Raw genomic sequence first — 14,105 nt, 5'->3', positions numbered from 1 at the left:
TGGCAGCGTCAGCTGACGCGGACGAAGCTTGCGCCGGGAAGGTCGGACAGGGAGTGGAGGCCGGTGTTCATGCCGTTGAGGCCACCGCTGATGACCTGGCCGTTGCCGACGTAGATCGCGACGTGCCCACCGGTGATAACCAGGTCTCCGGCCTGCGGGGTGCCAACTACGGAGCCGAAGGCGTAGAACTGGCTCGGGGCGAGGTCACCAACGGACTTGCCGACGGAGCGCAGGGCCTTTTCGACCATTGCGGTGCAGTCCTGCGCCACGCCGATCTGTGAGTAAGCGGAGGCAACCAGGCCTGCAGCAACGCCGCTGGCGCTGACTTCGGGAGCAGCTGCTGCCGGTGCGGAGGAGGCGGTGGTGACGCCGGAAGCGGCCGGTGCCGGTGCGGCTGCGGCCTGCTGGGCGGCGTATGCCTCCTGCTGGGCGGCAACAGCAGCAGCGGCTTCTTCTGCCGCGGCAAGCTCGGCTGCTGCAATCTGTGCGCGGGTTTCGGCCCCGGAGAGCGATCCCGCAAGGGGAGCTACCGGAAGGTCGAAGGGTGCCTGCTCGGAGACCGTCACGGTCCCGTTGGAGGTCACAACGTTGAGGGGAGTTGATTCAAGGGCCTGGCGGTCGGTGGAAACCGGTGCGGCCTGTGCCGGCAGGCCAGCGGCCAGAACAAGGCCGGAAGCTGCGACGACGACGGCGGCCTGGCGGCCGACGGTACCTGCGTTGGCGGTTACGGCCTTGGAGAAAGCCGTAAGCGGGCTGGATTGAACCGAGGCAGCACGATGGCGGCCGGAATTGATTGATGACACAGTTTTTGCCTCTCCCAATGCCTACGAGGTGAGCTGTCGGATTCGGATGGGAGTCACCCGGTTGCTGGACCGCTAAGTCCGGCAACTTAACCCCTAGGGCTTCTTGCGAAACCCGAAATTGGTTCCCCCGCCTCTGCCATGCGATTTTGCGAACGGATCTCAAACGGTGGCAGAGCTCGGCGATCTGTTTGAGAGTGCCTGATCTTTGGCCAATCAGGCACGGTGACGAGAATATAACAACATCAAGGAAATGTCACGCTCAGGTCACGAAAGGGTGTTGGAGCGGTCACAACCAGCCGAGAGGGTCGACAGGCGTGCCGTTTACGAGTACCTCAAAATGCAGGTGACAGCCCGTGGAGGCGCCCGTGGTGCCGCTGGCTCCCACCAGGTCCCCGCGCTGGACTTCGTCGCCCACAGAGACGCTGATGGCCGACAGGTGGTTGTAGGTGGTTTCCACACCGTTGCCGTGGTCCACCACCACACGGTTCCCTCCGCCGTAGGCATGCCAGCCGGCAGACTTGACCTTGCCGCTGGCGGCGGCGCTGACTTCCGTGCCGCAGGCCGCGGCGAAGTCCTGCCCGGTGTGCAGCTCGCCTGCTGCTCCGGTGATCGGGCTGACCCGGTACCCGAAGGAAGAGGTCTGCACCAGTTCGGAGTCCAGCGGAGTGGCGAGAGTGCCCTGCGCGGCTCCCGGCGTGACGTCCGTGCCGGCGACAGTGAGTCCCTGCAGTTTCGCATCCGGATCGAACTTGCTGGTCAGTGCGGCCCGGTCAAACTCCACGGTGGCGTTGGGATCAGCCGAAACCGGGGCCGGAGCCGCGGCGGGCTCCTGTGCCGGCAGAGGATCCACGGCCGCCGCGGTCGTCGGAAGCGCAACGGTCAGCACCAGCCCGGAGGCGGCAGCGGTGATGGCAAATTTCTGGGCTGATCCCCCCAGCGGGCGGCGGACAGGTTCAGCGCGGCGCCGGCCCGTGGACCCGGCGGCAGCGCGTTGACGCAGTGGAGCGGCCGAGGTTTCGGCCCTGCGCCTGCCCGAAGCAGTGTGCTTCGACAAGTGGTTCCCTCTCTACAAAGCCTGCGAAGTTAGCTGTCGGATTCGAGTAGAGAACTCGGCCCACGACGCACAGGGGTATCTGCTGTGCGGATACTCCTGCGCTGCTCGGAGGCTTCACCCCAAGGCAGTGCTGCCACTGCCGGTTGATGGGTCCTCCGCCCCTGCCTGCGAACGGTTGCACCTGCGGTCCAGTGGCAGGGTTAGGCTGTCGGACCGGTGAACGGTGTTGTTGCTGTAGTCAGATGTCACTATAGGGGAAAAATGCTAAAAGATACCATTCCGTTACCGACGGCCAGGCGCCGGCGCAGCCGGCGCTGGCCGCTGCCGGTGAATGGCTGCGGGTTCCGGCGGCAGTGGACCGGCTAGGCCGGTCCGGTGACAAAAACGTGCGCCGCGACTTCGGTGGGCAGCTCCAGCGCACCTTCAATCCCGGGAACACGGACGGAAATGTAGCCTCCGACCACCTCGGCGGTGATCGTGGCACCGGGCCGCAGCCCGGCCTCATCCAGCTGTGCCAGCAGCTCCGGGTCAACCTGGATCGGTTCGGCGAGACGCAGCAGGTTCATCTGCGCCCCGGGGGTGGCTGCACTGACTGCGGAGACCAGGTCCGTGTAGCCGGCGGCCGGGGCCAGGGCGGTGGTTCCACCCAGCGCTTCCAGGCCCGGGATGGGGTTGCCGTACGGCGACTCCGTGGGCTGCCCCAGCAGGTCATAGAGCCGGCGCTCGACGCGCTCACTCATCACATGCTCCCAGCGGCACGCTTCATCGTGGACGTACGCCCAGTCCAGCCCAATCACGTCAGCCAGCAGCCGCTCGGCAAGGCGGTGTTTGCGCATTACCTCCGTGGCGCGCCGGCGGCCCAGTTCGGTCAGTTCCAGCTGCCGGGTTCCCGACACCACAACCAGCCCGTCCCGTTCCATCCGCCCGATGGTCTGCGAGACTGTGGGGCCGGAATGGCGCAGGCGCTCGGCAATCCGGGCGCGCAGGGCCACGATGTTCTCCTCTTCGAGCTCAAGGATGGTTCGAAGATACATCTCAGTTGTGTCGATGAGGTCCGTCATGACCAGCCGCTCCTAGAATTCGTGCGGAAGAAAGGGTTGAAAACCAAGGTGGCACAGACTGCGCCGCAGGTTCGTTTCCACGTTAGCCCATGCCACCAATTCGGGGGCAATTATCCACTTTCACGGCCCGATGCCAACTCCCGTTCATAAATACCGGCGGCAGGGGGCGGAGGTGCAGAATAGAGAAGTATCTACAGCACCCTGCCAATCCGCTTGGAGCAAACAAAAATGGGCGAAACCGCCACGCTTACGATCCCCGCAGAACTTCTTCCCAAGGACGGGCGTTTCGGTGCTGGTCCTTCCAAGGTGCGCCCCCAGCAGATCGAGGCACTGTCCTCGGCCGGCGCCAAGCTCCTGGGTACCTCCCACCGCCAGGCACCGGTCCGGAACCTGGTTGGCTCCATCCGCGAAGGGCTCAGCAACCTGTTCTCCGCGCCTGAAGGATATGAAGTAGTCCTGGGCGTGGGTGGTTCAACAGCGTTCTGGGACATCGCCTCTTTCGGCCTGGTGGAGAACAAGGCGCAGCACCTGTCCTTCGGTGAATTCGGCTCCAAGTTCGCCGCCGCCACCAACAAGGCTCCCTTCCTGGCCGAATCCAGCATCATCAAGGCGGAGCCGGGGACCCGGCCCGAAGCCCGCGCCGAAGCCGGCGTGGATGTCTATGCCTGGCCCCAGAATGAGACCTCCACCGGCGTTGCCGCACCGGTGCGCCGCGTTGCCGGCGCCGATGACGGTTCCCTCGTCCTGATTGATGCCACCTCCGCTGCGGGCGGCCTCGACGTGGACCTCGCCGAGTCGGATGTCTATTACTTCGCGCCGCAGAAGAACTTTGCCTCCGACGGCGGCCTGTGGCTTGGGATGTTCTCCCCCGCCGCGGTTGAGCGCGCTGGCCGGATCAATGCCTCCGGCCGCTGGATTCCCGATTTCCTGAACCTGCAGACGGCGATCGATAATTCTCGTCTCAACCAGACGTACAACACGCCGGCGCTGGCCACCCTGGTGACCCTCAATGACCAGGTCCAGTGGCTCAATGCAAATGGTGGTCTGTCCTTTGCCGCGGGCCGCACGGCGGATTCAGCGGGCCGGATCTACTCCTGGGCCGAGGCCTCGCCGGTAGCGTCCCCGTTCGTAACCCGGCCTCAGGACCGGTCCAATGTCATCGCCACGATCGACTTTGATGATTCGATCGACGCCGCGGCAATCGCCAAGACGCTGCGCGCCAACGGCGTCGTTGATGTTGAGCCGTACCGCAAGCTCGGCCGCAACCAGCTGCGCATTGCCACGTTTGTGGCGATCGAGCCGGATGATGTCAGCGCCCTGCTGAACTGCATCGACTACGTGATCGAGCACTCCTAGGCCTCAAAACAGGCTAAGCACCGGGCAGAACCGACCGGTCACGTCCCGGGACAGGACCCCACGCGCTACTGCGCTTTGGGGTCCTGTTCTGTTTCCCGGCTCGTGACCACCAGCCGGCGGCGCACCGTGCGGTCATAGTGCAGCCGCAGGTGGTGGGACCGCCAGGCCCAGACCAGGCCGATCACGGCGGTGATCAGTCCGGATGCCGCGGCGACCCCCAGGCTCCACCGCGGCCCGAAGGAATTGGAAACCCAGCCGACAATTGGGGCGCCCAGCGGGGTGCCGCCCATAAAGATGGCGAAGTACAGGGCCATGACCCGTCCGCGCATCACCGGCGCCGTCGTCGTCTGCACGTACGCGTTCGCGCTGGTCATCAGGGTGAGGGCAAAAAGCCCGGTGGGGATGAGGGAAAGCGCGAAGATCCACAGCGTTGGCGAGACTGCTGCCACGGCACAGGAGAGGCCAAACGCGCCGGCGGCCCCGAAGATAAACCGAAGCCTTGGTTTGTCCCTGCGTGCGGACAGCAGTGCTCCGGCGACCGAACCAATGGCCATGATCGAGTTGAGCAGTCCAAAGATCCCGGCGTCCTGTCCGAACTCGGTGCGGGCCATCGCTGCGATGTACACGGCGAAGTTCAACCCGAAGGTCCCCACAATGAAAATGGCCACCAAGACCATGATCAGGTCCGGCCGGTACCGCACATATTTCAGTCCGGCACGGATCCGTCCCTTCCCGGCCGGAGCCTTGGGCAGGATCCGCAGTTCTCCGGACCGCATTTTCAGCAGCGCCAGGACCATGGCAGCGAATGTCACGGTGTTGATCAGGAACACCCAGCCGGGACCAACCGCAACGGTCAGCAGGCCGGCCACGGCCGGACCGATCATCCGCGCACCGTTAAAGGAGGCACTGTTAAGCGCGACGGCGTTGGGCAGGTTCTCTTCGCTGACCACTTCGGAGACGAAGCTCTGGCGTGCCGGGGCGTCGATGGCGGAAACAATCCCGAGAGCCAGCGCGAACGCGTAGACATGCCAGAGATGTGCATGGCCGGAAAGCACCAGCAGGCCAAGCCCCGCTCCGAGGGCGGCCATGGCCACCTGTGTGATCAGGAGGACCCTGCGGCGGTCGTAGGTATCCGCAATGAGTCCGGCCCACGGCGCCAGCAGCAGCTGGGGGCCGAGCTGCAGGGCCATCACAATGCCCATGGCTGCCGCATCCTGATTGGTCAGGATGTCGTAGACCAGCCAGTCCTGGGCAGTGCGCTGCATCCAGGTACCAATATTGGAGACCAGTGCCCCCAGGAACCAGATGCGGTAGTTGAAGATGCGAAGCGAACGGAACATATGGGTTCACTCCTCCCTATCGGGATGATGAACCGTGTTCCAAACACTCACCGGTTATTCGTCCTCCATCACTGAAGCCTGGGGTTCGGCAGCCTGTTCAGGTTCCCCGTCTGCCGTTTTCTGCTCACGTTCAGCGGCTGCGTCCGCAGTGGCCTGGGCGGCGGCAGCCTCAGCTGCGGCCTGGGCGGCCTCAGCGGCGACGTCCTCGGGCCTGATCCGTTCGGACCAGGGAACCCATTCCGGTGCCAGCACTGAGTCTGCCGAGGGCAGCAGCCCCACCTCACAGACAGTGGCCACCTTCCCGCGGGGAACGCGGGCCAGAGTGGCGTACCACTGCCAACCACGGTAGCCGGGACGGTTCGCCTGGAACCGGTGGGTTACCAGCCGGTCAGCTTCCGGCACGGCACCAATATGGTCGCCGATCTGGGCTTCGGGAACAACCTCGAGCAGGCCGGCCCGTGCCGTTTCGATGGCGGCAGCCAGCACGGCATCCGGCTTCGTCGGACGGCGGGGTGCCTTCCGGACAGTGGACTTGGCGGGCTGTTCTTCTGGAGCGCTCGTATCGTTGGTGTTCACTCGGAGGTTCTGCCCCTAGGCGTCAAGGTCGTCGGCTACGGCCCGCAGAACCGCGGCGACCTTCGTTGCGTGCTTCTTCTCCGGGTACCTGCCGCGGCGCAGGCCATTGGAAATACCATCCAGCAGTTTAATCAGGTCTTCCGTAATCACTGCCATGTCATCCGCAGGCTTGCGGGTGGCCTTAACCACCGACGGCGGCGCCTCCAGGATCCGGGCGGAGAGCGCCTGCGGGCCGCGGCGGCCGTCTGCCACGCCAAATTCCATGCGTGTGCCGGGCTTCACCTCGGTCACACCGGAGGGAAGCGCTGAGGCGTGCAGGAAAACTTCCTGGCCGTCGTCAGTGGCCAGGAAACCGAATCCTTTGCCAGTGTCGAACCACTTGACCTTGCCGATGGGCACTTCGCTTACCTCGTTCTTGTGTAATGGGTGCGGCGCGCTCGCCCGCACGTTGTTACTGCTTGCCGTACTGCATCTGGGGTGCCTCCGTGCCGCACCGGTACTGGTTACATTAATACGGCACGTCCCGATTACTGCACAGGCCCGCCTGCGGCAACCTGCTGTACCCCGCCGGTAATGGCCGGGCACCTCCAGAGATACTACGGTGAAGTCTGTTCCCTTTAGAATATCCCCTGCCCCGGTTTCTGCCCCCGGACACAGCTTTGTGGGCGTGGAATTTTAGCTGCTAGCGTTTAAGACCATGGAACCCCGCACGCCCGATTCCGGGAAATCAACCGGCCGCACCGCCGATTCCGCGCCTGGAAACACTGATGCCGGCGCGGACACCCCGCCCCGGTCCCACCGGTCCCCGCTGCGGCTGGTTTTGACTGTTGTAGCCGCTGTCCTGGCCGTGGCCGGCGTCGCCAGCCTGGGCCTCCTCCTCCTCGAAGCGCTTCGAGGAGCGGAGATCTGGCCCGGGTTCGCTGCCGGAGCTTTCTACGCCCTGCCCGTCGCGTTTCTCCTGATGGCCGGGCTGGTAATTGACTCAATCGTGCACCGGCGGCGCGGCTAACCCGTTTGTTTTTGGTCCCACTCGGGTAACGTATTGGACGATGTCCGCGATCCGAGCCTTGGCTGAAGACCTTGCAGCGCGCAGTGACGAACAGCTGCGTGAGCTCCTGACCGCCCGGCCGGATCTGGCCCTGCCTCCGGTACCGGATTTCCAGGCCCTGGCGGCCCGTGCGTCAACGCGCATCAGCGTACAACGTGCCCTGGAAAAACTCACCGCTCCGCAGCTGCAGGTCCTGGAAGCACTGGATCTGACCACCAACGAAGATTCCCACCTGAGCACCACGGCGTCCTGGCTCAAGGCCTCCATCGCCGGTTCCACCATCAAGGCCCTGGACTCGATCCTGAGCTATCTGCACAGCCTCGCCCTCCTGCGCCGGGCCACCCCGCATCCGGGCGCCCCAAAGGCCGACGCCGGACGCCGCTTTTATCTGCCCGTCTCCGTTCTGGGGGACGCGCTGGGTGCTTATCCGGCCGGACTCGGGCGGCCTTATTCCACCCTGGCGGCCCAGCAGCCGGAGTTTGGCCAGCGCCTGGTGGGGATCGTCGAGGGGCTGCGCGAGCGCGGACTCCCCCTGGAGAAGGCCGATACTCCGGCAACTGCCGCCCACTCCCTGCATCATCTGGTCTCCGACCCGGCCGGCTGGGAAGCTCTGATCGCTGACGCTCCGCCGCAGACCGAAGACCTGCTCCGGCGCTTCAAGTACTCCCCGGTCGGGACGATCCCCAAGAAGGCCGCGATCAGCCGGGCCGTCCTGGACAACCCCTCCCCCACACCGGTGGAATGGCTCGTGGCGCACGGCCTGCTGGTTCCCCTGGACGCACTGCACGTTGAACTTCCCCGGCCGGTCGGCCAGGCATCGCGCGGACACGTAATCGTCTCGGATTTCCAGCTGGAACCCGTGGCGCCCACACCCCGGCCCGTGCCGCACACGCTGCGGGACAATGCAGCGTTTGGCGCTGTAGCGGAAACCCTCCGCCTGGTCACCGAGCTGCTGGCCCTGGCCAGCACTTCTCCGGTTGGCACCCTGCGGTCCGGCGGGGTCGGGGTTCGGGAGGTCCGCCGGGTCTCGGAAGCCCTGCGGCTGGACATCGGGGCCACCGCCTGGCTGCTGGAGCTGGCGGCGCTCTCCGGGCTCCTGGTCCTCGACGCAGCCACCGCCCGGTGGGGAACGGCCGAGAATGACTGGCTGACACTGGACCGGGAACAGCAGTGGCGCCGTCTGGTGGAGTCCTGGCTGGAAGCGGAACGGGCGCCTTCGCTCGTGGGCGGACCGCTGCCCGGCGGAGGATCCCTGAATGCCCTCGCCGGAGAACTCTCCCGCCCCGACGCGCCGCTGGTGCGGCGTCGGACACTGGAAATGCTCGCGGTGCTCACCGCGGACGGCGGCGACAGCCAGGAAGCGCACTCCGGTGCCTTCGACGTCGAAGATCTGCTCAGCGCCCTCACCTGGCACCAGCCGCGGCTGCAGCGGCGGTTCGCCCGCCTGGTTCCCGGGATCCTGAAGGAAGCCGCCCAGCTCGGGCTGATCGGTTCCGGAGCCCTGACCGAACTCGGTGAGGCAGTTGCTGCGTCGGATTTCGAGCGGGCCACCAGCCGGCTGCGCGAAGCCCTGCCGGAACCGCTCAGCTCCTTCCTGCTGCAGGCTGACCTCACCGCTGTTGCACCCGGCTACCTGGAGCCGTCAGTAGCCCGTCAGCTGGCGCTGATCTCCACCCCCGAGGGCCAGGGGCCGGCGGCGATCTACCGGTTCTCTGCCGATTCCATTCGGCGGGCACTGGACGCAGAGATGGATGCGGCGTCCATCCTGGAGTTCCTGGCCCATTATTCCGCCACGGAAATTCCCCAGCCGCTGCGGTACCTGGTGGAAGATACCGCCGCCCGGCACGGACGCCTGCGCATCGGGGCGGCGTGGAGCTACCTGCGCAGTGATGACGAAACCGGGCTGAACGCCCTGATGGCCGATCCGCGCTCCGCGTCCCTCGGACTGACCCGGCTTGCACCGACGGTGATCTCCTCAGCAGCGACGCCCCAGGAACTGGCTTTAGCGATCCGGGACCTGGGCTACGCCCCGGTGATGGAGGGCCGGGCGCGCGAAGCGAACGGCTCGCATGCCCGCCCGCCGGTGCCGGCGCCGTCGTCGTCCCGCACCCGGGTGAACCAGTGGGAACTGAGCGGCTCCGACATCGACGCGCAGCTCGCCGCCCTGCGCGGCCGCGGTCCCGCCGGCGCCCCGAAACACGACGAGTCGATGCCGCTTGTGGGACTGGAAACCCTGCGCACGGCCATCCGGACCAAGAGTTCAGTCCGTATGGGCGTGGTGGACAGCCAGGGGAATGAGCGGCAGGAGATCTTTGTTCCCCTCTCAGTGGGCGAGGGCCGGGTACGGGTCTTCGATCCGCGGCGCGACGTTGAGCGCGTAGTGTCAATACATCGGATAATGGACGTGGAAATAGTGGAGGGCAGCCCGGCACATGGTTGACGGACCTTTGATTGTCCAGAGTGATAAGACCATCCTGCTGGAAGTGGACCACGAACAAGCCCAGGAAGCGCGCCATGCGATCGCCGCTTTCGCGGAGCTGGAACGGGCCCCGGAACACATCCACAGCTACCGGCTGACACCGCTGGGCCTGTGGAACGCCCGGGCCGCGGGGCTGGATGCGGAGCAGGTGCTGAACACGCTGCTGACCTACTCCCGCTTCCCGGTACCGCACTCGCTGCTGATCGACATCGAGGACACGATGTCCCGGTACGGCCGCCTGCGCCTGGAGAAGGACCCGCAGCACGGACTGGTGCTGCGGACCAACGACTACCCCGTGCTGGAAGAAGTGCTGCACGCCAAGAAGATCCAGCCGCTGCTCGGGCCGCGGATCGACGGTGAAACCGTGGTGGTGCAGTCGGCCATGCGTGGCCAGCTGAAGCAGCTGCTGCTCAAGCTTGGCTGGCCCGCTGAGGACTTCGCCGGCTACGTTGACGGAACACCCCACCCCATCCTGCTCAACGAGGACGGCTGGGCGCTGCGGCCGTACCAGAAGCTGGCCACGGAGAACTTCTGGGCCGGCGGCTCCGGCGTCGTGGTCCTGCCCTGCGGGGCCGGGAAAACCCTGGTGGGGGCTGCGGCCATGGCCACCAGCTCCACCACCACCCTCATCCTGGTCACGAACACCGTCTCCGCACGGCAGTGGAAGGACGAGCTGCTCAAGCGGACATCCCTGACCGAAGACGAGATCGGTGAGTATTCCGGCGCGGTCAAGGAAGTCCGGCCCGTCACGATCGCCACGTACCAGGTGCTGACGCTCAAGCGCGGCGGGCTGTACCCGCACCTGGAGCTGCTGGACGCCAACGACTGGGGCCTGATCATCTATGACGAGGTCCATCTGCTGCCGGCTCCCATTTTCCGGATGACCGCAGATCTGCAGGCCCGCCGCCGCCTCGGCCTGACCGCCACTCTGGTGCGCGAGGACGGACGCGAGGGCGAGGTCTTCTCCCTCATCGGGCCCAAGCGCTACGACGCGCCGTGGAAGGATATCGAAGCGCAGGGCTACATTGCACCCGCCGACTGCATCGAGGTGCGGGTAGACCTGCCCCGGGACGAGCGGGTTGCCTACGCCATGGCGGAGGACGGCGACAAGTACCGGCTTTGTTCGACCTCGGAAACCAAGTCCAAGGTGGTTGAACAGCTGGTCCACCGCCACGAAGGGGACCAGATCCTGGTGATCGGGCAGTACATCGATCAGCTCGATGAACTCGCCGAACGGCTCGATGCCCCGGTAATCAAGGGCGAGACTCCGGTCAAGGAACGGCAGCGGCTGTTCGCGGCCTTCCGGGAAGGCGAACTCAAAACCCTGGTGGTTTCCAAAGTCGCGAACTTCTCCATCGACCTGCCCGAAGCCTCCGTGGCCATCCAGGTCTCCGGGTCCTTCGGCTCACGCCAGGAGGAAGCACAGCGGCTGGGACGCCTGCTGCGCCCCAAGGCCGACGGCCGGGCAGCGCACTTCTATACCGTCGTCGCACGCGACACCCTGGACCAGGACTTCGCGGCCAAGCGGCAGCGGTTCCTCGCGGAGCAAGGTTACGCGTATTCCATCCAGGACGCGGCGGACATCGGGAAACCGGTCTAGATTAGAAGCGACCGCCTCCATTCCGGGAGCGGGTCCGGCCCATAGCCGTTCCACCGTGGGCCGCCGTTCAGCCCCTTGCCGCGCTTCACCCCGCAGGCACCTAGGGTGCTCGCACTTGGGGTGCTCGCACTTAGGGTGCTCGCACTTGGGGTGCTTGGCAGTCCCACCCCCTTCCGGAGATGCGCCCCCCCCCCCCCCCCCCCCCCCCCCCCCAGCTGCCCCCCCACTGGTCCTGTACCCGCGGGACGGCGCCCGGCTGCCCCAGCGGTCACATTGGATGTTTCCAGCTCCCTTAGAGCTGGTCTACAGACAACGTCCAGCTAAATGTAAGAAACTAGGCGGGTGAACAAATCGTCTGCACCCGAAGCACGCCTCCTTGTTGTCGATGATGAGCCGAACATCCGCGAGCTGCTCTCAACGTCGCTGCGTTTCGCAGGCTTCGACGTCGTCGCGGCCGGAAACGGCAGGGAAGCCCTCGCCGCGGTTGATGAGCACAGCCCGGACCTGGCCGTCCTCGACGTGATGCTGCCTGACATGGACGGTTTCACCCTGACGCGCCGGCTGCGTGCTGCCGGACGCCACTTCCCGGTCGTTTTTCTGACCGCGCGGGATGACACGGAGGACAAGGTCACCGGCCTCACGGTCGGCGGCGACGACTACGTGACCAAGCCCTTCAGCCTCGACGAGGTAGTCGCCCGGATCCGGGCGGTGCTCCGGCGGACCCAGCCGCTGGACGACGATGACGCGGTGATCCGGGTGGAGGATCTGGAGCTCGACGACGATGCGCACGAGGTACGCCGCGGCGGTGTCACGATCGACCTCTCCCCCACCGAGTTCAAGCTGCTGCGTTACCTGATGCTGAATCCCAACCGCGTCCTCTCAAAGGCGCAGATCCTCGACCACGTGTGGGAATACGACTTCAACGGCGACGCCTCGATCGTGGAGTCCTACATCTCCTATCTGCGCCGCAAGATCGACCGCAGCCCGGACGCTCCGGCGCTGATCCAGACCAAGCGCGGCGTCGGCTACCTGCTGCGCACGACGGAGAAGCGCTAAAACGTTGACCCGGCGCTGGAAATCGGCCTCCCTGCGATCACAGCTGGTGGCCATCATGGCCGTGCTGATGGTCGTAACGGTGACCATCACAGGCTTGGCCACCATCTACGTGCTGCGGCAGATCCTCGTCACCCGCCTGGACGCCGACATCCAGGACAACGCCACCGCGATCTCCCGCTACCTCATTTCCGGCGGACCGGCCGCTGACACCTCGCTCTTCCGTTTCTACGGCCTCTACCTCAACGAGGACGGCGAGCACGGCCCGGAGACCCATTCCGAGGACAACTTCGACACCCCAATGCTCGGCACCATCGACTCGGGAACCGTTGACGAGATCAATGGCCGCGGCTTCGACGTCCCCGGCACCGCCCCAGGCAGCAAAGGCTGGCGTGTACAGGTCTTCCACATTGCCAATTTCCCGGGCTCGGTGGCCGTTGCCGTCCCGCTGGACTCGGTGGCCGAGACGGTGGATGAAGCAGCCTCGCTGGTCTTCTCCGTCGGGCTCCTTGGCACTCTTGGTGCCACCGGCATTGCCTATTGGGCTGTCACCCGCCAGTTCCGCCCCCTCAGCCAGGTGGAGAAAACAGCTGCAGCCATCGCTGCCGGAGACCTGTCCCGGCGCGTCGAGGTAGGCAATCCCGCCACTGAGATCGGCCGGCTCTCACGTTCCCTGAACGCCATGCTGGCGCACATCGAAACCGCCTTCGCCGCCCGGACCCAGTCCGAACAGAAGATGCGCCGCTTCGTCCAGGACGCATCCCATGAACTCCGCACCCCCCTCGTCACCATCCGCGGTTTCTCCGAGCTCTACCGGCACGGGGCGCTGCAGAAACCCGAGGATGTGGAGGCGGCAATGGGCCGGATCGAGAGTGAGGCGAAGCGGATGGGCCAGCTCGTCGAGGACCTCCTGACGCTGGCCCGGGTCGATGAACAGCGTCCGCTGGAATACCGTCCCGTGGACCTCATGATCCTGGGCAATGACGCCGCCCTCGATGCCAGGGCCAGTGCGCCGGACCGGGAGATCACGGTTGTCGGGCTGGGTGGCAGCTCCCCGCGAAGCGCACCCACCATGGGCGATGAAGCCCGGCTCCGGCAGGTTGTGGCCAATCTGATGACCAACGCCCTGCGCTACACACCGGCAGGCTCACCCATCGAAGTGGCCGTCGGCGTCGCCCCGGTGATCCATGACCGCATGGACGCCGTGCTGGAAGTCCGCGACCACGGTCCGGGTATTTCCGACGAAGACGCCGCGAGGGTTTTCGAGCGTTTCTACCGGGCGGATTCTTCGCGTTACCGGGAAACGGGCGGGACCGGACTCGGCCTGGCCATCGTTGCAGCTCTGGTGGCCCAGCACGATGGCACCGTACGGCTGACGGAGACGGAGGGCGGCGGCGCCACCATGTCCATCCGGCTCCCCTACCAGCCGCCGGACAACATTCCGGACCATGAAGACGACGGCGGCACGGGCGGGACATCGGCGGACAGCCAGGTGGGCAGCGCGCCCGGCGCCGGGGAAGACACCGCTGACCGGAACATCGACGCGCCCCGCAGCCCGGACCCCGGCGCCTCGGCGAACCGAAACCCGGCAGCAGGGGAAGAACCCCCGCACCAGCAGTAGTCCGTGCCGGGCCGTGAGGTTCGCTCCTCCACACCCTGTTCCACAGCTCCCATACCGGCGGCTGATCCACAGCCCTGCGCGCAGCCTCCGCTGCCGGGCTCCCCGGCCTAGGAT

The 14,105-nt window shown here is 66.0% G+C and carries 12 protein-coding genes and 2 riboswitches; of the genes, 6 read left to right on the top strand and 6 right to left on the bottom strand.

Annotated elements, in window-relative coordinates; translation table 11 throughout:
- Positions 1-8 precede the first annotated feature (8 nt).
- From ArtHe_RS00470 to ArtHe_RS00460, 3 genes are all read right to left on the bottom strand, one after another.
- A complete protein-coding gene (locus tag ArtHe_RS00470) occupies positions 9-803 on the bottom strand; it encodes an NlpC/P60 family protein (RefSeq protein WP_066301761.1) in 795 nt (264 codons plus the stop codon).
- A gap of 4 nt (positions 804-807) precedes the next feature.
- Positions 808-995: riboswitch (cyclic di-AMP (ydaO/yuaA leader) on the bottom strand.
- 94 nt (positions 996-1,089) lie between these two features.
- Positions 1,090-1,857 carry a M23 family metallopeptidase gene (locus ArtHe_RS00465; RefSeq protein WP_248318268.1) on the bottom strand — a complete coding sequence of 256 codons (768 nt, stop codon included), beginning with the start codon at positions 1,855-1,857 and terminating at the stop codon, positions 1,090-1,092.
- 3 nt (positions 1,858-1,860) lie between these two features.
- Positions 1,861-2,074: riboswitch (cyclic di-AMP (ydaO/yuaA leader) on the bottom strand.
- A gap of 145 nt (positions 2,075-2,219) precedes the next feature.
- Positions 2,220-2,918, bottom strand: a complete 699-nt coding sequence (locus ArtHe_RS00460; RefSeq protein WP_066301764.1) for a metal-dependent transcriptional regulator — start codon at positions 2,916-2,918, stop codon at positions 2,220-2,222.
- Positions 2,919-3,146: 228 nt separating this feature from the next.
- Here ArtHe_RS00460 and serC point away from each other — a divergent pair, with 228 nt between their 5' ends.
- Complete coding sequence (gene serC / locus ArtHe_RS00455; protein ID WP_248318267.1) at positions 3,147-4,274, top strand: phosphoserine transaminase; 1,128 nt, start codon at positions 3,147-3,149, stop codon at positions 4,272-4,274.
- 65 nt (positions 4,275-4,339) lie between these two features.
- Here serC and ArtHe_RS00450 read toward each other — a convergent pair whose 3' ends face one another.
- Genes ArtHe_RS00450 through ArtHe_RS00440 form a run of 3 tightly spaced genes read right to left on the bottom strand, consistent with a single transcriptional unit; the run spans position 4,340 to position 6,589 of the window.
- On the bottom strand, positions 4,340-5,614 hold the full coding sequence (locus ArtHe_RS00450) for an MFS transporter (RefSeq protein ID WP_248318266.1): 1,275 nt from the start codon (positions 5,612-5,614) through the stop codon (positions 4,340-4,342).
- A gap of 54 nt (positions 5,615-5,668) precedes the next feature.
- A complete protein-coding gene (locus ArtHe_RS00445; protein ID WP_248318265.1) occupies positions 5,669-6,190 on the bottom strand; it encodes a DUF3027 domain-containing protein in 522 nt (173 codons plus the stop codon).
- A 15-nt stretch (positions 6,191-6,205) separates the two neighbouring features.
- The gene (locus ArtHe_RS00440) at positions 6,206-6,589 is read right to left on the bottom strand and encodes a cold shock domain-containing protein (protein WP_066301780.1); all 384 of its coding nucleotides are present in this window, start codon (positions 6,587-6,589) and stop codon (positions 6,206-6,208) included.
- A 298-nt stretch (positions 6,590-6,887) separates the two neighbouring features.
- Between ArtHe_RS00440 and ArtHe_RS00435 the strand changes: the two genes are divergently transcribed.
- The 5 genes from ArtHe_RS00435 (at position 6,888) to ArtHe_RS00415 (ending at position 13,991) form a co-directional block, all read left to right on the top strand.
- Entirely contained in the window at positions 6,888-7,199 is a 312-nt protein-coding gene (locus ArtHe_RS00435; RefSeq protein WP_248318264.1) for a hypothetical protein, read from the top strand.
- Positions 7,200-7,239: 40 nt separating this feature from the next.
- Positions 7,240-9,678 carry a helicase-associated domain-containing protein gene (locus ArtHe_RS00430; protein ID WP_248318263.1) on the top strand — a complete coding sequence of 813 codons (2,439 nt, stop codon included), beginning with the start codon at positions 7,240-7,242 and terminating at the stop codon, positions 9,676-9,678.
- Positions 9,671-11,317, top strand: a complete 1,647-nt coding sequence (locus ArtHe_RS00425; RefSeq protein WP_066301788.1) for a DNA repair helicase XPB — start codon at positions 9,671-9,673, stop codon at positions 11,315-11,317. The genes ArtHe_RS00430 and ArtHe_RS00425 overlap by 8 nt, the downstream gene beginning before the upstream one ends.
- 342 nt (positions 11,318-11,659) lie before the next feature.
- Positions 11,660-12,373 (top strand): response regulator transcription factor, encoded by a 714-nt coding sequence (locus tag ArtHe_RS00420; protein WP_066301796.1) that lies wholly within the window; start codon positions 11,660-11,662, stop codon positions 12,371-12,373.
- A 4-nt stretch (positions 12,374-12,377) separates the two neighbouring features.
- Positions 12,378-13,991 (top strand): HAMP domain-containing sensor histidine kinase, encoded by a 1,614-nt coding sequence (locus tag ArtHe_RS00415; RefSeq protein ID WP_248318262.1) that lies wholly within the window; start codon positions 12,378-12,380, stop codon positions 13,989-13,991.
- The last annotated feature ends 114 nt before the right edge of the window (positions 13,992-14,105 follow it).

This window comes from Arthrobacter sp. Helios (genome assembly GCF_023167125.1).
In the GTDB taxonomy this organism is placed as follows: domain Bacteria; phylum Actinomycetota; class Actinomycetes; order Actinomycetales; family Micrococcaceae; genus Arthrobacter_B; species Arthrobacter_B luteolus.
This window is presented reverse-complemented; position numbering and strand designations above follow the sequence as displayed.